Origin of the sequence: Gordonia jacobaea, from assembly GCF_001186365.1 — a bacterium.
GTDB classification, from domain to species: domain Bacteria; phylum Actinomycetota; class Actinomycetes; order Mycobacteriales; family Mycobacteriaceae; genus Gordonia; species Gordonia jacobaea.
This window is the reverse complement of record NZ_LDTZ01000018.1, coordinates 62,504-85,724: the sequence shown is the minus strand read 5'-3', so window position 1 is coordinate 85,724 and position 23,221 is coordinate 62,504. Positions and strand designations below refer to the sequence as shown.

General features: G+C 66.2%; 17 protein-coding genes and 1 riboswitch. Of the genes, 5 read left to right on the top strand and 12 right to left on the bottom strand.

The genetic code is table 11. The features are described 5' to 3' along the window. Window positions 1-8: 8 nt before the first annotated feature. Window positions 9-821: a DNA-formamidopyrimidine glycosylase family protein gene (locus ABW18_RS13735; protein WP_049699554.1), complete on the bottom strand. Its 813-nt coding sequence runs from the start codon at window positions 819-821 to the stop codon at window positions 9-11. Next, the gene (locus ABW18_RS13730) at window positions 814-5,481 is read right to left on the bottom strand and encodes an ATP-dependent helicase (protein ID WP_049699553.1); all 4,668 of its coding nucleotides are present in this window, start codon (window positions 5,479-5,481) and stop codon (window positions 814-816) included. The genes ABW18_RS13735 and ABW18_RS13730 overlap by 8 nt, the downstream gene beginning before the upstream one ends. A 53-nt stretch (window positions 5,482-5,534) precedes the next feature. Continuing rightward, window positions 5,535-5,689: riboswitch (cobalamin riboswitch) on the top strand. A 23-nt stretch (window positions 5,690-5,712) separates the two neighbouring features. Here ABW18_RS13730 and ABW18_RS13725 point away from each other — a divergent pair. Both ABW18_RS13725 and ABW18_RS13720 read left to right on the top strand, forming a co-directional pair. After that, a complete protein-coding gene (locus ABW18_RS13725) occupies window positions 5,713-5,940 on the top strand; it encodes a CbtB domain-containing protein (protein WP_005207836.1) in 228 nt (75 codons plus the stop codon). Between the two features lie 24 nt (window positions 5,941-5,964). Beyond that, window positions 5,965-6,780 (top strand): CbtA family protein, encoded by an 816-nt coding sequence (locus tag ABW18_RS13720; protein ID WP_049699552.1) that lies wholly within the window; start codon window positions 5,965-5,967, stop codon window positions 6,778-6,780. An 87-nt stretch (window positions 6,781-6,867) separates the two neighbouring features. Here the strand turns inward: ABW18_RS13720 and ABW18_RS13715 are convergent, their stop codons facing one another. Then, the gene (locus tag ABW18_RS13715; RefSeq protein ID WP_049699551.1) at window positions 6,868-7,542 is read right to left on the bottom strand and encodes a (2Fe-2S)-binding protein; all 675 of its coding nucleotides are present in this window, start codon (window positions 7,540-7,542) and stop codon (window positions 6,868-6,870) included. Window positions 7,543-7,672: 130 nt separating this feature from the next. Here ABW18_RS13715 and ABW18_RS13710 point away from each other — a divergent pair, with 130 nt between their 5' ends. Further along, entirely contained in the window at window positions 7,673-8,896 is a 1,224-nt protein-coding gene (locus ABW18_RS13710; protein ID WP_049699550.1) for an acyl-CoA dehydrogenase family protein, read from the top strand. A 44-nt stretch (window positions 8,897-8,940) separates the two neighbouring features. Here the strand turns inward: ABW18_RS13710 and madC are convergent, their stop codons facing one another. The 8 genes from madC to ABW18_RS13670 all read right to left on the bottom strand — a co-directional run bounded on the left by madC (window position 8,941) and on the right by ABW18_RS13670 (window position 20,740). Further along, window positions 8,941-10,473: a MadC family VWA domain-containing protein gene (gene madC / locus ABW18_RS13705; protein ID WP_049699791.1), complete on the bottom strand. Its 1,533-nt coding sequence runs from the start codon at window positions 10,471-10,473 to the stop codon at window positions 8,941-8,943. A gap of 13 nt (window positions 10,474-10,486) precedes the next feature. Further along, complete coding sequence (locus ABW18_RS13700; RefSeq protein WP_049699549.1) at window positions 10,487-11,584, bottom strand: MadB family AAA-type ATPase; 1,098 nt, start codon at window positions 11,582-11,584, stop codon at window positions 10,487-10,489. Between the two features lie 143 nt (window positions 11,585-11,727). Next, window positions 11,728-12,999, bottom strand: coding sequence for an NDMA-dependent methanol dehydrogenase (gene mdo, locus ABW18_RS13695; RefSeq protein WP_049699548.1), 1,272 nt, complete (start codon window positions 12,997-12,999; stop codon window positions 11,728-11,730). A gap of 154 nt (window positions 13,000-13,153) precedes the next feature. Beyond that, on the bottom strand, window positions 13,154-13,864 hold the full coding sequence (locus ABW18_RS13690; protein ID WP_197494465.1) for an MgtC/SapB family protein: 711 nt from the start codon (window positions 13,862-13,864) through the stop codon (window positions 13,154-13,156). 322 nt (window positions 13,865-14,186) lie between these two features. After that, window positions 14,187-15,464, bottom strand: a complete 1,278-nt coding sequence (locus tag ABW18_RS13685) for an Nramp family divalent metal transporter (RefSeq protein WP_049699546.1) — start codon at window positions 15,462-15,464, stop codon at window positions 14,187-14,189. A 167-nt stretch (window positions 15,465-15,631) separates the two neighbouring features. Beyond that, window positions 15,632-18,505, bottom strand: a complete 2,874-nt coding sequence (locus ABW18_RS13680) for a molybdopterin-dependent oxidoreductase (protein ID WP_049699545.1) — start codon at window positions 18,503-18,505, stop codon at window positions 15,632-15,634. Further along, complete coding sequence (locus ABW18_RS13675; RefSeq protein ID WP_049699544.1) at window positions 18,502-19,332, bottom strand: FAD binding domain-containing protein; 831 nt, start codon at window positions 19,330-19,332, stop codon at window positions 18,502-18,504. The genes ABW18_RS13680 and ABW18_RS13675 overlap by 4 nt, the downstream gene beginning before the upstream one ends. 28 nt (window positions 19,333-19,360) lie before the next feature. Next, window positions 19,361-20,740, bottom strand: coding sequence for an 8-oxoguanine deaminase (locus ABW18_RS13670; protein WP_049699543.1), 1,380 nt, complete (start codon window positions 20,738-20,740; stop codon window positions 19,361-19,363). 349 nt (window positions 20,741-21,089) lie between these two features. Between ABW18_RS13670 and ABW18_RS23180 the strand changes: the two genes are divergently transcribed. Both ABW18_RS23180 and ABW18_RS13665 read left to right on the top strand, forming a co-directional pair. Next, window positions 21,090-21,302, top strand: coding sequence for a hypothetical protein (locus ABW18_RS23180; protein WP_235434384.1), 213 nt, complete (start codon window positions 21,090-21,092; stop codon window positions 21,300-21,302). A gap of 12 nt (window positions 21,303-21,314) precedes the next feature. Beyond that, window positions 21,315-22,568, top strand: coding sequence for a nucleobase:cation symporter-2 family protein (locus ABW18_RS13665; RefSeq protein WP_235434398.1), 1,254 nt, complete (start codon window positions 21,315-21,317; stop codon window positions 22,566-22,568). 39 nt (window positions 22,569-22,607) lie between these two features. On the opposite strand, the gene ABW18_RS13660 is transcribed toward ABW18_RS13665, so the two are convergent. Continuing rightward, window positions 22,608-23,213, bottom strand: a complete 606-nt coding sequence (locus tag ABW18_RS13660; RefSeq protein WP_049699542.1) for a L,D-transpeptidase — start codon at window positions 23,211-23,213, stop codon at window positions 22,608-22,610. Window positions 23,214-23,221: the final 8 nt, after the last annotated feature.

Below are 23,221 nucleotides of genomic sequence, written 5' to 3'. Positions count from 1 at the left end.
TCCGACGCTCAGGTCTGGCAGCGAGGGCAGTAGTACACGACCCGATCCTCCCTGGTCGAGTCCGGCCGATCACGCCAGAACTCGCGGGCGATGAGCGTTCCGCATCGTCGGCACGGTTGGCCGATTCGTCCGTACACCCAGGTGCGCGCATTGTGTCCGGTGCGGCCGGTTGTGGTGCGCGCCGTGCGAAGCCTGTTGGCCCACAACATTCTTCGACACAGGTCGACGAGCGGCGGCACGTCGACGTCGGCGACGAGTCGGTCGGGTCGGATGCCCCGAAGAAAGCATGCCTCACACCGGTACACGTTGCCGACGCCTGCCATGAGTCGTTGGTCGAGGAGCGCCTCGCCGATCTTCGCGTCCGGATGTGCCCCGATGTTGGCGACGGCGCGCGCGGCGTCGAAGTCGTCGGAGAGAAGGTCGGGTCCGAGGTAGTCGAGGTCGGCGGCCGCACGGGGGAGCAGCTCGAGAATCCCGAGTTCGAATCCGACGGCCTCGTAGCCGTTGGCCTGCAATACGATTCGCGCCTGGAAGGCAGGTTTGCGCCATCTGGTGCCGACGCGATGGACGTGCCACACGCCCTCCATCTTCAGATGGCTGTGGATGCTGACGCCATCGGGCGCCGACGTCGCGGTCCCCAGTGCCGGCACCACGTCGATGAGAAGGTGTTTGCCTCGGGAGCGCACCGCGGCGACGTGTCCGCCCCGCAGGTCGGTGGTGGCCAGCGACGGGATGCGAAAGTCGGTGCGCTCCAACGTGGTCTGGTCGAATGCACGACGGAGACGGTCGGCTGCCTGGTAGACGGTATCGCCCTCAGGCATGTTGTCCGTATCGCATTCGGAGGCCACGGGGCGTGGTCGCGAAACCTGCGCCGACGAAGACCTGCTGCAGTTCGGAGCGCAGCGCGGTGACGCCGTCGATCGAGTCGATGGTCAGGCGTGCCACGCGACCGGCCCTCACGACGTCGGCGAGCGCCGTCGCCATGGTCTCCAGCGCGGGGACGTCGTCGCTGAAGGTCAACACGGTCTTCCCGCCGCGCTCGACGAACGCCACGAGTTCGCCCTCCACCAGACATACGAGGGCGCCCGGTTTGCGTCCCGGTCGGTGCCCGCCTGCGCCTGGCGCCGTCTCGGGCCAGGGGAGTGCTGCCCCATAGGGATTGGCCGGGTCGGTGGCGGCGAGGACCGTCGCGGTGTTCGGAGCTCGATGACTGCCCGGTGCGCTGTCGGTCAGTGCGTGGCGGCGTAATTGGTCGACGGTGGAGGTGCCCGCGAACTGTGCGCCGCCGAGGCCGTCGACATAGTAGCCCCGTCGCACCTGGCCGCTGTCTTCGAAGATGTTGAGTGCCTTGTAGATTCGTGCGAAACCTCCGACGACGTCCTCCGCCGTCACGCTGCCCTTGGTGACAACCCCGTAGCGGGCGAGAAGCTGGTCGCACAGGGCTTGCGTCGCGACTGTTGTCTCGAGCAGCGCACCCGGCGTTGCGAACCAGCGGCCGGTTGCCGTTGAGGGCGTCGCGGCGCCGCCTGTCTGGGAGAGGAGATGCCGCGTGCTCAGCCGTCCGGGCCGCAGGCGCGGGGCCTGGCCGCGCGATCGGTGTGACGGCATTGCCCGACTCGACGACGAGGTACGACGAGGAGTCTGCAACGCACGGACCGGTGCAAACGTGTCGTTGCTGACGTGGCCGGCCCAGACGAGGTCCCACAGGGCGTCCTCGACCTGCTGGCGCGTCGTGGTGGCGCCCGGCGATGATGCGCTCTGAGTCGACGCGTCGTCGAGTAGCTGGGCAAAACGCAATCCGCCGCCGGTGCCGAAGGTCTCGAGGAGGCGGGCGTGGATCTCGGTGGTGTCGATCTCGACCTCGGTCGGTACGAACAGCGGCGCGAGGTCGGCGGGGAAGAAGCTGATCCAGCCGTCGGTCGAGCCGATCCGGCCGTGCCCCGCCCACATGAAGTCGCCGCTGGAGAGGAGCTCATCGAGCATGGCGGGCCGGTAGTCGCTGATCCTGCTCGGCAAGATCAGCGACTCCCACGCCGACGCCGGAAGCTGATGGCCCGCCAGTTGGTCGAGAACTGCCGCGAGTCCGTCGACGCCGGTGAGTCTTTCGTCGTCGGCGACGTGCTGCCAGGCTCCGAGGAATCGGGCGAAGGTCGGTCCGTCGACAGGCGCGACCTCGGCGCGGCTTGCCGCGAGCGAGCCACGTCGGATCTGCCCGAGGACGTCGCTATGACACCATTGCGTGGTCCATGCGGGGCTGCCGTCGGGATTGTCGTCGGTGGCGGGTAGGAAGTCGCCTTCGACGACCTTGCGTTCGGCTGCCAGCCGAATCAGCGTGTCGCGCACCACCGCCGGTGCCATTCCGATCGACTCGGCGGCCTCGTCGACGGTGAATGGGCCATGGGTTCGTGCGTACCGATGGACGAGATCGCCGACGGGATCGGGGACCGATTCGGTGAACGCTGCCGGAACGCCCAGTGGCGCAGGAACTCCCAAAGCGTCGCGCAGGCGTGCGGTGTCTTCGACCGCCGCCCACAACGGCACGCCGCGGATGCTCACCGAGACGATCGCGCCGCGTCGATGCAACTCGGTCAGCACGTCGAGCGCCGCGGGGCTGTCGTCGTCGCGTCGATACCGCAAGGCCACCTCTTCGGTGGTCAGAGGACCGAGCCACCGCAGTAGGTCGGCGATATCCTCGGCGTCGCGTGCCTTGCGGTGCTCATCGAGGCGTTGCAGCCGTGCGACCACGGCGGCGATGACCGCGGGATCGAGCAGTTCGCGCAGATCGACGCGCCCGAGTAGTTGCGCGAGGAGCGCGGTGTCGAGGGAGAGTGCCGCGGCACGACGCTCGGCAAGCGGGGCGTCGTCGTTGTACATGAACGCTCCGACATAGCCGAACAGCAGCGATGCCGCGAACGGCGACGGTTCGGGCGTCTCGACCTCGATCAGCCGGATACGTCGCGAGCGGATGCGGGTGAGGAGGTCGGTGAGCGACGGAAGGTCGTACACGTCCTGCAGGCACTCGCGAACCGTCTCGAGGATGATCGGGAAGTCGGGGAATTGCGATGCGACGGAAAGCAATTGGGCGCTGCGCTGACGCTGCTGCCACAGCGGGGCCCGCCGGCCGGGGTCGCGGCGGGGGAGCAGCAGTGCTCTGGCCGCGCACTCCCGGAAGCGGGAGGCGAACATCGCCGAGTCGGCGAGTGCGTCGGTGACCATCTGTTCGATCTCGTCGGGATCGATGACGAAGACCGCGGAGCCCGGCGGTTCGTCGTCGGTGTCGGGGAGGCGCACGATGATGCCGTCGTCGGATGCGGTGACGGCGCCGTCGAGTCCGAGGGTGGCCTGTAGGCGGGCGGAGATCGCAGATGCCCACGGCGCGTGGACGCGTAAACCATAGGGGGAGTGCAGGATCAGGCGCCAGTCGCCGAGCTCGTCGCGGAACCGTTCGATGATCAGGGTGCGGTCGGTCGGTAGTTGTCCTGTCGCGTCGCGCTGCTCGGAGATGATCGACGCTAGGTTGTCGCGTGCGTATTCACTGAGTCCGAGTTCGGTTGCCTGGCGGTCGAGTTCGGACTCGTCGGCGACGGAGCCGACGAATTTCCCGATGGCCGCGCCCAGTTCGGCCGGGCGGCCCTGTGCGTCGCCGATCCAGAATGGGAGGCGCCCGGGCTGACCGAACGCGGGTGAGACCAGCACGCGGTCGTGGGTGATGTCCTCGATCCGCCAACTCGTCGCGCCGAGCGCGAAGACGTCGCCGACGCGCGACTCGTAGACCATCTCCTCGTCGAGTTCGCCCACGCGACTGGACTTTTCGCCGACCATGAACACGCCGAAGAGTCCACGGTCGGGGATGGTGCCGCCGGAGGTGACCGCCAGTCGTTGCGCACCACGGCGGCCGGTCAGCGTGCCCGCGTCACGGTCCCACGTGACACGAGGACGCAGCTCGGCGAACTCGTCGGAGGGGAAGCGACCCGAGATGAGGTCGAGCGTCGCCTCGTAGATCGACCGGCTCAACTCACGGTACGGCGCTGCGCGGCGGACGACGCCGTACCACTCGTCGACGTCGAGCACATCGAGAGCGGCCGCGGCGATCGTCTGTTGCGCAAGCACATCCAGTGGATTCCGCGGCACCTGCAGCTCTTCGATCGCGCCCGCACGCATCCGCGAGACGGCGACCGTGCAGCCGATCAGATCGGTGCGATGCTTGGGATACAGAACACCCTGACTGATCTCGCCGACCTGGTGGCCCGCGCGACCGATCCGCTGCAGACCGCTGGCCACCGACGGCGGTGTCTCGACCTGGATCACCAGATCGACGGCACCCATGTCGATGCCGAGCTCGAGTGAACTCGTCGCGACCACACAGCGTAGGCGGCCGCTCTTGAGGTCGTCTTCGATCTCGGCGCGCTGCTCCTTGGAAACAGAGCCGTGGTGCGCGCGGGCCAGGACGGTCGCGGCGCCGGTGGTGGCTCCCGACGCCATGACCATTGCCGGCGCGCCGCCGCCGACGCGGTCGTTGCGTGGCGGTTCGCGGCCGGGCTCGGTGCGTTGCTCGTGGATCTCGTTGAGCCGTGCGGTGAGGCGCTCGGCGAGACGTCGGGAATTGGCGAACACGATGGTCGTGCGGTTGGTCTCGATGAGGTCGACGATCGACGCCTCGACGTAGGGCCAGAGCGAACCCGCCGTCGGGGAGAACGCGTCGTCGAGCTCGTCCGAGTCCGGTGCGTCGGGTGGCGGTGGGATGTTCGCCATGTCGGGTACCGGGACGTCGACGCGGAGGTCGAAGGTCTTCGACGCCTTCGGGCGCACGACGGTGCACGGGCGGGCGCCGGAAAGGAACTCGGCGACCAGCTCGGGCGGGCGCACCGTCGCCGAGAGTCCGATGCGCTGCGCCGGGGAGTCGAGGAGTTCGTCGAGGCGCTCGAGCGACAGCGCCAGGTGAGTGCCACGTTTGGTGCCGGCGACGGCGTGTACCTCGTCGACGATCACGGTCTCGACCGTGGTGAGCGCTTCCCGTGCCGACGAGGTCAGCATCAGGTAGAGCGATTCGGGCGTCGTGATGAGGATGTCGGGTGGGGTCTTGGCGAGGAGTCGACGCTGGGCGGCGGGGGTGTCGCCCGAACGCACGCCGACGGTGATCGACGGTTCGGTGACCCCGAGTTCCTGCGAGGCGCGCGTGATGCCCGCCAGCGGCGCGCGCAGGTTGCGCTCGACGTCGACCGCCAGCGCTTTGAGTGGCGAGATGTAGAGGACGCGCGTGCCCTTGGACCGCTCGGGGCGGGCGGCGAGCGAATCGAGTGCCCAGAGGAACGCCGAGAGGGTCTTGCCCGAGCCGGTGGGCGCGATGACCAGCGTGTTCTCGCCGTCGGCGATGGCCTTCCACGCGCCCTGCTGAGCGGGGGTCGGCGCGGGAAAAGCGCCGCTGAACCACCGACGCGTGGGGTCGGTGAAGCGGTTCAGGATGGAGGACGGGCCGGGCACACATCCATTGTTCCGCACGGGTCTGACAGGACGGCACAACGTGCTGGTCGGGCGGCGAGAACCTGGTATAGAGTCGATCCACGCTGGTTGCCAGGAACCCGGTGAGAATCCGGGACGGTCGCGCCACTGTAAGTCCGACGGGAAGCGACCTGTCGCGACGAGTCAGGACGTGGCAACCAGGCCACATTGCTCCACGTCAGGGACGCGTCATCCCGGAAGGAACCCACCTCAATGGTTGCCACCTCATCACAGGCCGAACGTCGGCCCGCCGCGCTCGCCGTGCCGAACCTCTCGGTCGCCTCGGCTGCGCTCTGGCTCACCGCCACCGTGCTCATCGCCGCGCTGGCCTACTACTTCATCGGCTACGACCAGGGCGCCTGGTCGGTGTTCGGCAGCGACACCCACATCCACGAGTTCGTGCACGACTCCCGCCACTTCCTCGGCTTCCCCTGCCACTGATCTGACCCGGGAGACAACAGAACAATGGAGAAGAAGTTCATCGGCGCGGGCCTGCTATCAGGCCTGATTGCCGGAATTTTTGCGTATGTGTTCGCTCGCATCTTCATCGAGCCGGTGGTCGCGAAGGCCATCGATTACGAAGACGGCCGTAGCCACGCCGAGGAGATGCTGACCGGCGAGCACGGCCACGAGCACGAGGTGTTCACCAGGTCGGTGCAGGAAAACATCGGTGCCGGGGTCGGCACGATCGTCTTCGCACTCGCGATGGGTGCCTTCTTCGCGGTCGGGTTCACTGTCTTGTGGACCTACCTCGGACGGCGATACCCCGCCACCGATCCGCGCTGGGCGGCTGCCGCACTCGGTGCGCTCGGATTCGTGGCGTTCTTCGGCGTCCCGTACTTCGCGTATCCCGCCAACCCGCCGGCAGTCGGCAACGACGAGACCATCGCCGACAGGTCGAGTGCCTACCTCACCATCACCGTGGTGTCGGTGATCGCGGTCATCGCTGCCGTCGTCTTCGCGCTGTGGCTGCGTCCGCGCATCGGCGGCCTGCTCGGTGCGATCGCAGGCGGCGTCGGCTACCTGGTTGTGGTCACCATCGCCATCGCGATGCTGCCGAGCTTCGACGAGGTGCCGACGCCGGTCACCAACGATGGAGGCCAGATCGTGTTCCCGGGCTTCCCGGGCGACGTCATCGGCGACTTCCGCGTCTACTCGATCGCCAACCAGGTCATCCTGTGGACCGTGCTCACCACGGTGTTCGCGCTCGTCCTGGGATGGATGTCGCGCTCGCGGTCGTCGAAGCAGGTCGACGACTCCGCGACGCAGACCGTCGCCTGACCCCACCCCCGACGTTCCACACGCGGCTCGAGTTGGCAGACGCGGCTGGCACACCAGCCGCGTTCACCAGTTCGGGCCGCGTTTGGCTTATCCGGAGGTCAGTACGCAGTCGCCACACACGGCTGTCCGGTCGCCGGAGACCTGGTAGATCAGGCAGCAGCTGCGTCGTCGAAAATTCGGTCCCGCCCGCAGGTGTCCACCCTCGACGTAGGGGTGGGCGAGGAAGAGGTCGGCGTGGCGTCGGGCCGAGTCGGCGAGTTCTGGCCGGGCGGTACCGATCATCCGTGCCGCGGAGTTGATCGCCGACGCGACGTTGCCGCCGAGGACGCGCGGCCCGACCGAGTACGACGTGTCGAAGAGTGCGGTGAGTGCGTCGACAGCACTTGGGAGTTCGCCGTCGTCGGCGGGCTCGGGCTCCACCGTCGCGACGGACAGCGGGAAGGGCCCGCCGAGGTGGTCCTGCCACCAGATGTCAGCGGGGTCGGGGGACAGGTGGGTGTTGGTCACCGCTGCGGCAAGCGCCGGCGCCAGCAGCCTGGCGACGAGACCCAGATGGGTCACCGACGCCGCGACGCGCAAGGAGACGTTCGACGCCGCGCCTGCGCCCAGTGCCGTCTGGACCCGTTCGACTCGGCCCTTGATTCGTTGTGGATTCGCCAGTGCCGCATCCAGAGTCGACCATGGGCCGTCGACTGGTGCACCGGCCGCATGGGTCTCGCTCGCAAAGAATGGCCCGAACTCGGCGAACACGTGATCGTTCACGCTCTCTGCCTATCTCATCGACCGCTCGCGCGTCCAGCGAGCCCACGACGGCCGCGGCTGGACAAGCCGGGATCGCGGCTGACACAGTAGTGGAACGTGTTCTAGTTCCGGCGTTGAACGGTGGGTGGCAATGTTCGAGTGGTCCGAGGAAGACCTCATGGTTCGCGACGCGGTGCGGTCATTCGTCGACAAGGAGATCCGCCCGCATTCCGACGAACTCGAAAGCGGTCAGATGCCGCCGTACGACATCCTGCGGAAGCTGATGACATCGTTCGGCGTCGACGCGATGGCACGCGAGGGCCTGGAGAAGGAGCTCGACGCCGAGGCCGCGGGCGAGTCGAAGCCCAAGGGTTCCGGCGGCGGCATGATGAACTCGATGGCGCTGATCCTCAACATGGAACTCGCGGCCGCGAGCCTCGGCATGGTGGTGTCGATGGGCGTCAGCGTCGGGTTGACGGTGTCGACGATCCGGTCGAAAGGCACACTCGCACAGAAGAAGCGGTGGCTGCCCGAACTGGTCACGCTCGAGAAGGTCGGCGCGTGGGCGATCACCGAACCGGACTCTGGCTCGGATGCTCTCGGCGGGATGAAGACGACGGTCCGCCGTGACGGCGACGGCTACATCCTCAACGGGCAGAAGACCTTCATCACCAACGGCCCGTACGCCGACACGATCGTCGTGTTCGCGAAGCTCGACGAGGGCGACGGCACCCCGATCCGCGAACGCAAGGTGCTGACCTTCGTGCTCGACAAGGGCATGGAGGGCCTGACCCAGGGCAAGCCGTTCAAGAAGATGGGCATCATGAGTTCGCCAACAGGTGAGCTGTTCTTCGACAACGTTCACCTCGGTCGCGACAGGTTGCTCGGAGAGACCGAGGACGCGGGGTCGGGTAGTCGAGGTGACGACGGAGTCAAGGCGGGCTTCACCGCTGAGAGGATCGGCATCGCAGCACTGTCGATGGGCATCATCAATGAGGCGCAACGCCTGTCGATCGAGTATGCGAAGTCGCGCACGCTCTGGGGGCAGGAGATCGGGAAGTTCCAGCTCATCCAGCTCAAGCTCGCCGAAATGGAGATCGCACGAATCAACGTGCAGAACATGCTGTTCAACGCGCTCGAACGTGCGAAGGCGGGTAAGCCGCTCTCGCTGGCCGAGGCGTCGGCGATGAAGCTCTACTCGTCACGCGCCGCGACCGAGGTCGCGATGGAAGCAGTGCAATTGTTCGGCGGCAACGGCTACATGACCGAGTATCGCGTGGAACAGCTTGCGCGCGACGCGAAGTCGTTGATGATCTACGCCGGCAGCAACGAGATCCAGGTGACCCACGTGGCCAAGGGCCTATTGGCGCAGTAGCCGCTTGCTAGGCCAGGGCGACTTGCAAGGCCAGGGCGGACTTGCTAGGCCAGGGCGGAGCCGAGTTCGTCGACCTTGTCGATGAGCTCCGCTCCGTCGCGCGCACTCACGACACCGGAGCAATGGTCCGCGTAATCATCGAGCGCACAACCTGTTTGGTGCCAGTAGCGGGACGGCTCCGGCGTCACCCAGGCGAGGCGATGCGCGCGACGGGACAGTTCGGCGACGAGATCGGTGCGGGGGTCGAAGCCGTTGCTGCGCGCATCCCCAACCATAAGGATCGACGTGCGTCGGGTAACGAGATCGCCATGGCCGTCGAGTAGTTCGGCGAACATCCTGCCGTAGTCGCTGGTTGCCGAGAGATCGAGTCCATCGGTCGCCAGGACGGATGCGAGTGCCCCGTCGGCGACAGCGGTACGTAGCGCGGTGGTGACCACTACCGGTCGGTCGACGAATGCGACCACGTCACAGCGGTCGCCGAACCGATGCAGCGTCTGGGCAAGGCGCAGAATGAATCCGACGACCGGTCGTACCGACAACGAGACGTCGACCACCACGAGTAGCCGCACCGGGGCTGATCGGTGATTCCTGCGCCAGAGTGCGAGGGGGACACCGTCGGTACTCGTTGCCGAACGCATGGTGCGCCGCATGTCCAGGACGCCGCGGTCGGCCCGGCTGGTCACGGCTCGGGGAGCGCCACGTATGCGCGCAATGAGTCTGTGGCACGCTTGGTCGATCTGAGGTTGATCGCTGCCGATTCGACAGGGGGCGGTGTCGACGTCTGCGGGGTCACTCGCCAAGCGTTCCGACAGCGCGGTGATGAATGTCAGGAGGGCGCGTTCGAGTTCGGAACGCTGGTGGCTTGTGAGGTCGTCAGCGCCATCCTCGCCGTAGGTGTGCCGGGCGTCAACGGAGTCGAGCGCACGCAGGATCGCGGAGGCGTCGGCGAGCGTCAACGACGTGCCGTGGACGCGAGTCGTCGACCCGATCAACTCGCCGACGTCGGCGGCCGCGGCTGCGTCGAGCTCGACTGTGTAGGTGATTCCGCCTGCGACGGAGTTGCTTTCGGAGTCGACGGTGAGTTGCTCCGTCCCCGACGACACCGAGAAGTCGTTCTCTTCGCGGTGTGCGCTCTCGCCGTGTCGTTCGCGTGCTCCGGGATCGTCGGCCGTGAGGTCGCCGATTTCGTCGGTGTGTTCGTCGGCGCCGATTCGGCGAGCTGCACCTTCGAAGTCGTCGTCTGCTGCCACGTCGTCCGGCAGTTGCGCGGCAGTCCCACGAGGCCGTGGGAGGTTGGCGGAGTCGTCCTGTGGCGCCCCGCCGCAGAAGACCATGTCGAAGCCGGCGTCGAACCCGGCGGCTTCGTACGCGTATTTCGCGCTGACCGCCCGTAGCGCAGAACGCAGTCGGTCGAGATCGTGTGCTCCCACGAGCGCGATGACACGTCGAATCTCGATGGTCTCGGCCGGTGATACGGCGACACCGTTGCGCCGCAACACATGTGCGAACAGTACGGAGACGGCGTCAAGTATGCGGTCGCGTGTGTGGCCGGTGGGATCGAGGTAGGTGGGATCCATGGTCGTGGCGAATTCAGCGCCGGGCCGCGGTGCGGGCACGACCCGAGCCGAACGCTGTCGCCGTGACCGATCCGCGCGGACTCGAGCCGTCGGCGGATATCGGTGTGCCGCTACCGGATCTGTCGGAGTCCTCAGATCGTCTGTCGGAGTTCAGCATTGTTCGCGCGGTATCGAGGTCGGTGCCGAACTTCACCAGCAGCGACAGCAACGTGTGGTCCACGGCGGGGCTGTCGTGGTCGCGAGCGGATACACGTTGGCTCGCGCCCAGATACGAGGCGGCCCTTGCCGCGTCGATGACTTCGGCGATCGACGGACTCTTGCGCAGCGGCAGCTCGCGCAGTCGGCGTGCGAGATCGACGACATCGGCGATGACGCCGGACTCGACCTCAGGCGCTCGAACGGAAACGATTCGACGCTCTCGATCGGTGTCGGGGTAGTCGACCTGGAAGTGCAGGCAGCGACGTTTGAGTGCGGGGGATAGTTCCCGAGTGTCATTGGACGTCAAGATCACCCAGGGCGCCGAACGCGCAGTGAATGTGCCGAGTTCTGGCACGGTCACCTGACGTTCGGCCAACACCTCGAGCATGACCGCCTCCATGGCCTCGTCGGCGCGATCGATCTCGTCGACGAGCAGTACAGCCGGGGTAGACGTTGTGATCGCCGCGAGGAGTGGACGCGCCACGAGAAAGCTCTCGGTGTAGACGCCAACGTCCGCGCGGGCCAGCGCCGCGGATGCCTCCGCCAGCGTCGGCGCTTCGGCGAGTTCGGATCCGATTCTGTCCCTGAGCATCTGGACGTGCAGCAATTGCCTGGCATAGTCCCACTCATAAAGCGCCCTGGATTCGTCGAGCCCCTCATAGCATTGCAGGCGAATGAGTTCGCGACCTGCCGCCGCGGCGAGCGACTTGGCCAGCTCTGTCTTTCCGACACCTGCCGGTCCCTCCAAGAGCAGAGGCCGGTCGAGCAGCGTCGCGAGGTGTACGACCACCGCAAGGTCGTCGTCGACCAAATAGCCTTGGCCGTCGAGGCCTTCGATCAGATCGTCGACGGTGTCGAAACTCGTTGATTCTGTGGATAACTGGGCTGCGGTCAGGTCAGAGGCTTGCGACATGGCTCCTCGCGGCAATCGTCGTGATGAGTGGGAAGCGGGAACGGATCGGCCCGGGTGAAGGGTCAGGTCGTGACCTCACCCGGGTCGATCCGTGACTCGGGAGGTGCTCAGTCTCCCGAGGGTCTCGATTGGCGCTACGCCGATCAGTAGCTTCCGGTCATCGCATGTGTGACCATCGGGATGAGGGAATCGACGCTGCATTCACGCGGGTTGGCAGGCGTGCACCAGTCGTCCATCATGTGCTCGGCAATGGCGCGGACCTGCTTGTCCGAGGTGTCCATCGTCTCGCCGCGACCCTCGTACTTGCCGGTGTTCATTCGATTCTTCTCGTAGCTGTCCACACTGATCTGGCCGAAGTTGTCGGGAATGCCGAGGTCCTTGGACAGTCGAATCGCTTCCTCGACCGCGGCGTCGGCGGCCTGAACGGTCGTCATCTTGGAGGTGTCGACACCCAGGAGCGCCGCGATGTCGGCGTAGCGCTCGTAGCGGCTGGGCAGGTTGTACTCCCACACGCGAGGCAGTGCGATCGCGTTGTTGAGGCCGTGGTGGCTGTCGTAGAACGCGCTGACGGCGTGTGAGAGCGAGTGGATGAGACCGAGCCCGCCAGAGTTGAATGCCTGTGCGGCAATGTATTGCGCGTGCATCATTCCGGTGCGGGCCTCGAGATTGCGAGGCTCGTACACGGCGGTGCGCAGGTGATCGCGGATGAGTTCGATGGAGTACTTCGCATTGCCCAGTGACGGTGCGAAGTCGAGCCGAGAGACGTAGGGCTCCGAAGCGTGGGCAAGAACGTCGAAGCCGCAGAACGCCGTGAAGTGTTCGGGGCAGCTGTAGTACAGCAGCGGATCGTCCATCGCGAGGTCGACGAGACAGCTGTCGTCGAAAGCGACCCACTTGTGCGGTTTGTTCATATCCGAGGTGTCGGTGATGACGTACGCCCACGAGGTCTCCGACCCGGTGCCCGCCGTGGTCGACACCGCGATGTGCTTCGGGTTCTCCTTGTTGGTGGCCTTGGAGAAGCCCTCGAACTCGTTGATGTTGCGGCCATCATGCGCGATCACCATGCGGGCGCCCTTCGCGGCGTCGTGGCTCGATCCGCCGCCGACGGAGATGATGCCGTCGCATTTCTCCGACTGGTAGAGGGCGGCCGCGTCCATGCAGTTGTAGTCCTTGGGATTGGACTCGACCTTGTCGTACAGCACTACGTCGACACCCTGGTATTCGATCTTGCCGACGAGTTCTTCGATGATGCCCGAACCGCGCAAACCCGTGGTCATGAGCAGTACACGCGTCATCCCCAGGTTCTTGGCCTCGACCCCGAGCATGTCATGGGCGCCGACGCCGAGTTTGCCGTTGGGGAACGGGTGGAAGTCCTTGATCGGGAAGTCCCAGATCTGATTGAGCTCGATGGCCATGTGGCGATCTCCTTGTGACGTAACCGGTGATTCACGATCCACTCTGTGCGCCACATCACGTCCAAACAAGTCCACCTGCTCAGATGAAAAGGTGATCAGACCAGAAGGGCAGAGACGATCCTGGCCAATCGGACAGGGAGTCCAGGCGTCCTCGTCAGTCGGCGCTCGGCTCGGCGGTCGCCGACCACCGCACCGAGGTCACCGGTTCGGCGCGCACGACTGTTGCGAGGGCGTCTTCGATGTCGCGGTCATTGCGCTCGGCGCTGAACACATGTGCGGTGATCGTCACGATGCCGTTTTCGTCGTCGGTCGCGGCGATGGAGCGTACGGTCAGCTCCGGGCGGTGGACGGCGTCGAACACCATTGCGCGCACGGTGGTTTCGGCTGACTGTGGACAGGTGACCTCGAAAATGTAATTCGCGGAGGGTGATTCACGGCCGGTGTCGCCGGGGTGGCGGTCGATGAGCCTGCCGAGCGGTCGGAGCAGCGTATTCGCGAGCATCACGGTTGCGGTTCCCGCGATCGCGACGAGGAGCAGTCCGCCGCCGGCGAGAGCGCCGACAGCAGCCGAGGCCCACAGTGTCGCCGCGGTGTTGAGACCGGAGATCGACGCGCCCTGCTTCATGATCACGCCCGCACCGAGAAAGCCGATACCGGAAACGATCTGGGCGGCAACACGAGTCGGGTCGGCGTCTGGGCCGTGGAAGCTGAACGCTCCCATCACGACGAACAGGGCCGCGCCGAGTGCGACGAGTGCGTTCGTTCGCAGACCCGCTGTGCGAGAGCGCCACTGGCGTTCGAAGCCGATCGCGGCTCCGCACAGGAGTGCTACGGAGATGCGGGCAAAGATGTCGAGTGCGGTGATGGACATGGGGACCGCCTTGGGGTCAGGGTTCCCCAACCCGCACGCGGCCGCGGTGCCGCACGTGATACGCGCGGCGTCGGCTCACCTGTGACGGGCGAGGGGAGGACACGATTCGAACGATGGTCTGTCAGAAGAACTGTCACCAGATGGCATTCGGATCTCACCTCCCTGCAAGCGCATTCGCGCCCGGTCGGTCGAGCGCCATATCAGTGATAGCCGTGCTGGCCGGTGATGTCAAAGTGAAGGAAGGCATGTGGGGCCGAGATGTCGGAATAGAGAAGTCCCAAGTGGCGCAGATGACAACACGCGAAGCTGCTGATGCTCACGCGCCGATGATCAGCAGCACGATGAGGGCAAGATTCAGCACGACGATGAGCACCGACGACACCGCGGCTCCGATGCGCAGCGGCCACCCGTCGGCATACTCGCCCATGAGTCCGCGGTCGGCGGTGAGTCGGCCGAGCGGGATGATCGCGAAGGGGATTCCGAAGCTGAGTACCACCTGACTGATCACCAGAGCCCAGGTCGGGTCCACGCCGACAGCGAGCACGATGAGCGCGGGAATCAGTGTGATGAGTCTGCGCAGGACGAGAGGCACCCGAACGTGCAGTAGTCCATCCATGATCGCCGAACCCGCCGACGAACCGACCGAGGTCGCTGCCAGACCGCTGGCCAGCAGACCGATCGCGAAGATGGTCGCCACCGAGGGGCCGAGCGAGTCGCGGACGGCGTCGTACGCTCCCTCGATGGTGTCGGTGCCCTCCTTGCCGCGGAGATTGGTGGCCGCGAGCAACAGCAGTGCGATGTTCACCGCACCGGCCACGATCAGAGCGATCACGACGTCCCAGCGCGTCACCCTGATCAGGCGTCGCTTCCGCGACCGCGTCGAGCTGATGCCGTGTCGGTCGACGACCAGCGAGGAGTGGACGTAGATCGCGTGCGGCATCACGGTCGCGCCGAGCATGGACGCGGCGAGCAGCACCGTCTCGGGACCCTGTAGTCGGGGCACGAGCCCGCCGAGGACCTCTCCCGCGGGCGGTGGTTCGACGACGAGGCCGGCGAGGAATCCCACGACGATGATCGCGAGCATGCCGAAGATGACCCGTTCGAAAACGTGTTGTTGGCGCGGATTCTGCAGCAGCAGCATCAGGAGTGACACCACGCCGACGATCACGCCGCCAAGAACGAGTGGCAGTCCGAACAGCAGGTTCAGCGCGATGGCACCGCCGAGCACCTCCGCGAGGTCGGTGGCCACTGCGACAGCTTCGGCCTGAACCCAGAACGCGAGCCGAGAACGACGACCCATCCGCGCGCCGATCAAAGCGGGCAGTCCCTTGCCGGTGACGATTCCGAGCTTCGCCGACTGGTACTGGATCAGCATGGCGATGACGTTGGCCAGCACCAGCACCCAGACCAGCAGGAACCCGTACCGGGAGCCCGCGGTGATGTTGGCTGCGACGTTGCCGGGGTCGACGTAGGCGATGGCCGCGACGAACGCGGGGCCGAGCAGTGCGACGTTCCGCAGTAGTGCACGTGGCCGACGTATGCGACGGCGGACCGCGGTCGGGTCCGGCTGCTCGCGCTCTTCGACCGTGCTCACCTGACCAATCTCGCACAGCTCGACGTCGAGTTCAACCTGGGCGAATCAAAAAGTTCGGGTCACCGAAACCGTGCGTCGCCCGAGTTGTCCCAGACGCGGCTCGAATCGGCAGACGCGGCTGGTGCACCAGCCGCGTCCACACGCTCGGGCCGCGTCTGGGATGCCGATCACCCCTGGAGGAGGCGCCAGACCCGATCACGCGACATCGGCAGCTCGTAGGGCCGCTGGCCGATCGCCCGCCTGATGGCGTTGGCAAGAGCGGGGGCCACCGGGTTGTAGGGCGACTCGCTCATAGACTTCGCGCCATACGGGCCGAGTTCGTCGGCGGTGTCGGCGAAGTAGACCTCGGTCTCGGGGACATCCGCCATCTGGGGCACCCGGTAGGTACGGAACACGGGGGTCAGCGCTACCCCCTTCCCGTCGAGCATGATCTCCTCGTACAGCGACGATCCGATCGCCTGCGCCACACCGCCTTCCACCTGACCGCGACACTGCTGCGGGTTCATCACCGTGCCGGCGTCGGCCGACTGGACGGACTGCAGGATGCGCACGCTGCCGGTCACGGTGTCGACGGCGACACGAAAAGCGTGCACGTTGAACGCAATCGAGCGCAGCGCGCCACTCTCGGAACCGGTGGCGACCACGCGGTCGCCCACGCGGTGCGCAGGGTCGACGGTGTCGATGAGCTCGGCGAAGCTCACCAGTCGTTCACCGACGAGTGCGCCGTCGGGGACCAACCGGATGGCATCGGGTGCCGTTGCGGTGATCGACGACGCCGCGTCGAGCAGCACCGTACGCAGCGCGAGTGCTGCGCCGTAGGTCGCCTTTCCCGCGACCGTGATGCCTGCCGACGCGAAGGCGCCGGTGTCGTAGACCGCTGCGTCGGTGTCGCCGTGCGCCAACACGATTCGTGACGGAACGGTGCCCATCGCCTCGGTGACGATCTGGGTGAGCACCGTCGTCGTGCCGTTGCCGAACTCTGCCGTGCCCACACCGACGTGGTAGCGACCGTCGGTGTCGACACCGACGGTCACGGTAGAGAAGTGGCCACGGGGCGCCATTGTGGCGATGGCGGCAATGGCCATGCCTTCGCCGACGCGCCACGAATCACCTTCTGGCGCAGCGACATCGTTGCCGCGGCGTAGCGCCGTCTGGGCGAGGTCGAGGCACTGGTCGAGCCCGTAGCTCCCGTAGATCAGGTCGTCCTCGGGTTCGGGGTGTGCGATGAGAAGCGGATCGCCGTCGCGGACCGCGTTGAGTCGACGTAGCTCGAACGGATCGATGTCGAGCGCAATCGCGAGTTCATCCATGGCGGATTCGACGGCCAGGATCACCTGCCCCAAACCGTAGCCACGGAATGCACCCGACGGCGGGTTGTTGGTGTAGACCACCTCGGCGTCGATCCGTTTGACCGGGCAGTTGTACACCGAGACCGATTCGGCGCACGCGTGGAACATGACGCCCATGGAGTGATTGCCGTATGCGCCGGTGTCGGAGAGGACGTCGACCTTCATCGCACGCAGGCGACCGTCGGCGTCGGCGCCGAGATCGACTGCGACACGGAAGGGATGGCGATAGGTGGTGCGGGTCATCTCGTCGGTCCGCGACATCTCGTAGGCAACGGGCATTCCGGTGCGTAACACCGCGATTGCCACCAGATCCTCGGTGAGCAGTTCCTGCTTGCCGCCGAATCCACCGCCGACGCGGGCGCTGAACACGCGGATGCGATCTGCGGGGAGGTCGAGCAACAGAGCGAGCTCGTCACGGACCAGGAAGGGCACCTGCGTGCTGGTGCGGATCACCAGTCGACCGTCGTCGTCGAGCCAGCCGATGGAGCCGTGGGTCTCCAACTGCGCGTGGGAAATTCGTGCGGTATGCCAGGTTCCGCCGACGGTGATGGTCGACGCTGCGAGCGTCGCGTCGACGTCGCCACCGAATCCCTCGTGGAACGAGGAGATGACGTTGCGCTCGGCCTCGAACACGCGGTCCTCGGGAGTGCGTTCGGGATGAACCAGCGGAGCTCCGGGGCGTCGTGCTTCCTCGGGATCGAAGACGCCCGGGAGGGGCTCGTATTCGACAACGATCAGTCGGCACGCTTCCTCGGCGATTCCGGCGGTGTCGGCGACCACCGCCGCCACCCGCTGCCCGACGAACCGCACCACGGAGTCGAGGACGAGCGTGTCGTCGGGATCGTCGGCGCGCGACTCGTGCCTCGCGGTGGAAAACCTTCGCGTACTGACGTTCTCGTGGGTGAGGACGAGCGCGACGCCGGGCAGTGACTGCGCCGCGGACGTGTCGATCGAGACGATCCGGGCGTGCGGGTGTGGCGAAGTGAGGACCCGGAGATAGCGGGTCCCGGGCACTGTGACGTCGAAGGTGTACGGCTCGGTTCCGGTGACAACCCGGCGGCCGGCGGGCGGCGTGAGCGACGTGCCGATCGCGGGGGAGGTGGTCTCGACACGACGCTCGTTCCTCGCGTCTGCTCGACCAGCGGGGGACGCGGTTCTCGCGTCTGCTCGACCAGCGGGGGACGCGGTTCTCGCGTCTGCTCGACCGGCGGAGGAGTCTGCTCGTCCAGCGGGTTGCTCGGCCGGCGACGCGGTGTCGACGCCTCGACGGATCGCCTGGCGGATCGCGCGATATCCCGTGCAGCGGCAGAGGTTTCCCTTCATCTTGCGCTGTAGCTCGTCGGTGTCGTGGACGGTGTCGGCGTCGAGCGTTGACGCCGTGACGATCATTCCGGCGGTGCAGAAACCGCACTGGAAGCCGAAGTTGTCGACGAAGGCCTGCTGCATGGGGTGGAGGTCGTCGGGGGTACCGAGGCCCGAGACCGTTGTGACCGAACGCCCTTCGATGCGCTGGGCCGGAAAGATGCACGAGTGCACCGGCGTGTCGTCGACCAACACCGAGCACGCGCCGCAGTCGCCCGCATCGCAGCCCTTCTTGACTTCGAAGTGGGCTTGGTCGCGCAGGAACGTGCGCAGGCACTGGCCGGCGGCGGGAGTCGCGTCGACCGATTCGCCGTTGATCTCGAACTTCACGGTGCACCAACTCCTTCGGCGTCCCGTTCTAGTTCGCCACGGATCTGTTCGGCCAGGACCGCGCTGACTCCGCGCCGCCAATCGGCGGCACCGAGCGGGTCGGTGTAGTAGCCGTCTGCCGACCAGATATCGGCGCGCAGACGCTCGGCGTCGGGTAATCCGTTGTAGCGCAGCACGGTAGGCCACAGCGTCGCCGCGGTGATCCCGACGACGACGGTGTCGTCCTCGTCGCGGCGTCCGGTCACCACCACCCCGGAGCGCCCGAGCTCTGCCAGGGCGATCTTTCTGAAACCGGTTCGGCCGCGCAGTGCGTATCCGGGGATGTCGATGGCGCGCAACACTTCTCCCTCGCCCAGGGTGTTGGTTCCGTTGCCGGTGACGAAATCGGCGACGTCGACGCTGTAATCGGTGCCATCGGGGCGCCAGATCAATACGCGACCGTCGAGTCCCGCTGCCAGTGACACCATCGATGCGGCCGCGAACGAACGGCAGATGTTGCCGCCGACGGTGGCGACGTTCCAGATCTTGAAGGAGGCCAGAAGTGCTGTCGCGCACTGGAAGAGCAGCGGGTGTGCCCGCCAACCCGGCTTGGCGGGCAGTTCGGCGAGTTGCGCGATGGTGGCTGTCGCCGCGATCCGCAGGCCACCGTCGGGTAGTTCCTCGAAGGGCTCCCAGTCGATGCGGCTGATGTCGACCACCCCGCTCGAGGTCACCTGCGGTTCGGAGAAGAACCACGTGCCGCCCGCGACGATGCGTTCGCCTTCCGCCAGGGTGAGGTCGTCGCGGCTGTAGGCGTAGCGGTAGGTCGAGATCGTGTGCAGATCCATCACAGTCCCCTGCGTGCCATAGCGGGTGTCATGTGAGGGCCCCGCGTGCTTTGTCCAGCAGTCGGCGATGCTCGTGTGCGCAGTCGGCCGCGACGGTCGTCGTGTCGACGGTGAGCAGCTCGGCGTCGGCGACGATCTGTGTGCCGTTGACCCACGATGCCTTGATCGGCGGGATGGCACCGAGAACCAGTGCTGCCACCGGGTCGTCGATGTCGGCGTGCGCGAGCGTGGTGAGGTCCCAGAGGACGAGATCGGCGAGCTTCCCGACCTCGATGGAGCCGATCTCGTTGGCACGGCCCAATACTTGAGCACCACCGATGGTCGCGAGCTCGATCGCCGTCCGTGTGGTGAGTGCGGTGGGGCCTCCCCGTGTGCGGGCCATCAGCACGGCCTGGTGTGCCTCTTCAAGGAGGCGCGCCGATTCGTTCGACGCCGCGCCGTCGACGCCCAATCCCACGGGAACCCCGGCGTCGACGAGGTCGCGAGTGCGGCAGATGTGGTTGCCGAGGCGGGCGTTGGAGGTGGGGCAGTGGGCGACGCCGGTCGACGTCGCCGCGAGCCGGGCGATCTCGTCGTCGGCGAACTCGATGCCGTGGGCGAACCACACGTCGTCGCCGGTCCAACCGACGGATTCCATGTATTCCAGTGGTGTGCAACCGAAATGCTCGTCGCAGTAGGTGTTCTCGTCGACCGATTCGGCGAGGTGGGTATGCAGTCGGACGCCGAGTTCTCGTGCCAGCACGGCGGATTCGCGGAGCAGGTCGGTGGTCACCGAGAACGGTGAGCACGGTGCGAGCGCGATGCGCAGCATCGAGGCGGGTGCCGGATCATGCCAGCGCGCAACGGCATCGGAGCTGGCGGTGAGGATTTCGTCGATGCTCTGCACCACGGTGTCCGGCGGCAGGCCGCCGTCCTTCTCGGACAGGTCCATCGAACCGCGCGTCGGGTGGAAGCGCACGCCGACGGCCTGGGCTGCACCGATTTCGGCGCCGAGCAGGTCGCCGCCCTCACGCGGGAAGACGTAGTGGTGGTCGGTCGTCGTCGTGCAGCCGGACAACGCGAGTGTCGACAGGCCGCCGAGCGCCGCCGTGTGCACCGCCTGCTCGTCGATACCCGCCCAGATCGGGTACAGCGTCGTCAGCCATTGGAAGAGCGTGTGATCGGCGGCGAGGCCACGGGTGATCCACTGATAGAGGTGGTGATGGGTGTTCACGAGCCCGGGCGTGAGCACGCAGCCGGTGCCGTCGATGCGGAGAACGTCGTCAGGCAACGGCACCGCCGGGGCGTCCGTCTCGATGATCGCTGTGATCGTGGTGCCCTCGATGAGTACCGATGCGCGCGTCAATTCCCGACGATCCGGGTCGACTGTCACCACGGAGGCATTCTCGATGAGGGTTGCTGAGGGCACAGCGACACGCTACGACGATCAAGCCGGTGCGGCATGTCGGGGTGTGCGCAATCGTTGCGGGTATACCCGCCCACCCGGCACGTTAACGCTGTTGTTACGCGACGTGAATCGGCCGTAACACGATCCCGTTTTACTTGTACTCGCAAGATGGATTGCACGTAGTAGGGGTCCCGACCTGTACTGCGTCGCGGGAACCGGAGTCCGGTTCCTTCGCTTTCGAAAAGCGCGTGCGATCTCACGGATTTCCACCGTGATCGATCGGGTACAGCGCAGTTCCTCCGATGAATCGGTCGCGACCGGAGCCGTGTAAGAGCCGAACACTCGGCGCCGGTTGAAACAGGAACAGGCCATGAGCAACCCCACCGCAGTCTCCCGCGTCCGCGAGAGGATCGTCCGCAAGAACTTCGACCCCACCGCGACGACCGATCAGATCATCGTCGACCAGTCCGCACAGCGTGTCGAGCCGCACGACTCGACCCACCCCGACGCTGCGTCGGACAACGCTACCGACCCGGTGAACAAGGTTCCCTCACCTGGTCCGCTCGTCGTGTTCGCGCTCTAGCATCTGCTCGTGATGTATGCGAGCACGGTGACGGTGCCCGTCGTGGTGTCGGCAGCGCTCGATCTCTCGCGGGCAGATCTCGTCTACCTCGTCACCGCAGACCTGCTGTTGTGCGGTTTCGGCACGCTACTGCAGTCGCTGGGCATCTGGAAGGTCGGCGTGAAGCTGCCGATGGTGATCGGTGCGTCGTATACCGGCATCGCGCCGATGCTGATCATCGGCCAGGGTGAGGGACTGCAGACGATGTACGGTTCGGTGCTCGTCGTCGGCCTTGCGACGATCGCCATTGCGCCGCTGGTCAGCAAGCTCATGCGGTTCTTTCCGCCGGTCGTCATCGGGACGACCATCCTGCTTATCGGTATCCAGTTGATACCAGCGGGCGGAAAGATGATCGTCGGTTCCGATCCCGACGAACCCGGGTTCGCTTCTCCGGCCAAGATCGGCGTGGCCGCTGCAACAGCGCTGGCCATCGTGCTCTGCTACTGCCTGTTGCCGCGCGCGCTTCGACCGATCTCGGTGTTGATCGGCATGATCGTCGGCGTCGTTGTCGCCGCGCTCACGGGGATGTTCGACGGTTCGGGCATCGGTGAGGGTGCCGCGTTCTCGTTCCCCGACCTCTTGCATTTCGGTGTGCCGCGTTTCGACCTGCTGGCGATCTGCTCGCTGGCCCTGATTCAGATCGTGCTCATCGTCGAACTTGCCGGACAGGTCAATGCCGTCGGGGAAGTGGTGGGACAGAAGGTCTCGCGCGATCGCCTGGCAGCGGCCGTGCGTGCCGACGGCGTGGTCACCGCGCTGGGCGGTGGCGTGTTCCAGTCGTTCATGTACGTCACCTTCGCGCAGAATGTCGGCATTCTGACCATCACGAGGATGTTCAGCCGCTACGTGACAGCGCTGACCGGCGCGATGCTGATGTGCCTCGCGTTCTTTCCCGTCGTCGGTGAGGTCGTGGCGGCGATCCCGCGGCCCGTCCTCGGGGCCGCAGCAGTGGTGATGTTCGGAACCATCGCGGTGGTCGGTATCCGCATCCTCGGGCGTGTCGACTACAGCCAGAACTCCAACGTGATCATCACGGCTGCGGCGATCGGCGTGGCCCTGCTGCCGATCACGATCAACGGCTTCTACAGTCAATTCCCGACGGCGGCCAAACAACTGCTTTCCAGTGGCGCTGCGGTGGGCATCTTCGTGGCCATCGCGTTGAATCTGCTGTTCACGATGCGGCGTCACGACGGCGCAGAGAAGGTCAACAGCGACGACGTCGCCTGAGCGGCCGGGTCACGATCACTGCCTGAGTCGGTATGAGACTCAGGCGGTGATCGTGACAGGCGTGCCGTCGCCCGCCCAGTCGTAGAGGTGCTTGATCTCGTTGCCGGGCACGTGAATACAGCCTTCGGAGCCCCGGGTCTTGTAGGCCGTCGTGTCGCCGTAGGGAAACTTCTGCCAGGGTGAGTCGTGGAATCCGATGTCGCCGAACAGGTGCAACCAGTAGTGCACGAACACCGTGTACCCGGGACCGCTCAGCGTGCGATCGACGTCATGGCTTTCGATACGCCAGGTTCCCAGCGGTGTGCCTACACCGCGGTCGACGCTGCCGGTGGTCACCGCGATGTCGGAAACCGGTTGCCCGTCAAGGCATAGGACCATGTGTTGCGACGCGAGTCCGACGACGATGGCCTTTCCTTCGGACTTCTCGGGGCAGGAGGGCTTGGGGATGATCGGGGCAGCGACCGGACGTGCGGCAGTCGTCGCGGCCGCGGAGTCGGCGGCCGGGGACGACTGCAGTGTGAGACCTACGACCACCGCTATGGTGACAGCCAAGACGGCGAGGGCAGCAAGAGCCGGCCACGCGTACCCGAGTACGAGTGACCGAGCCGTGAGAGCACGGCTGCGCTTCTTGGTAACCGATATCATTTCGCCCG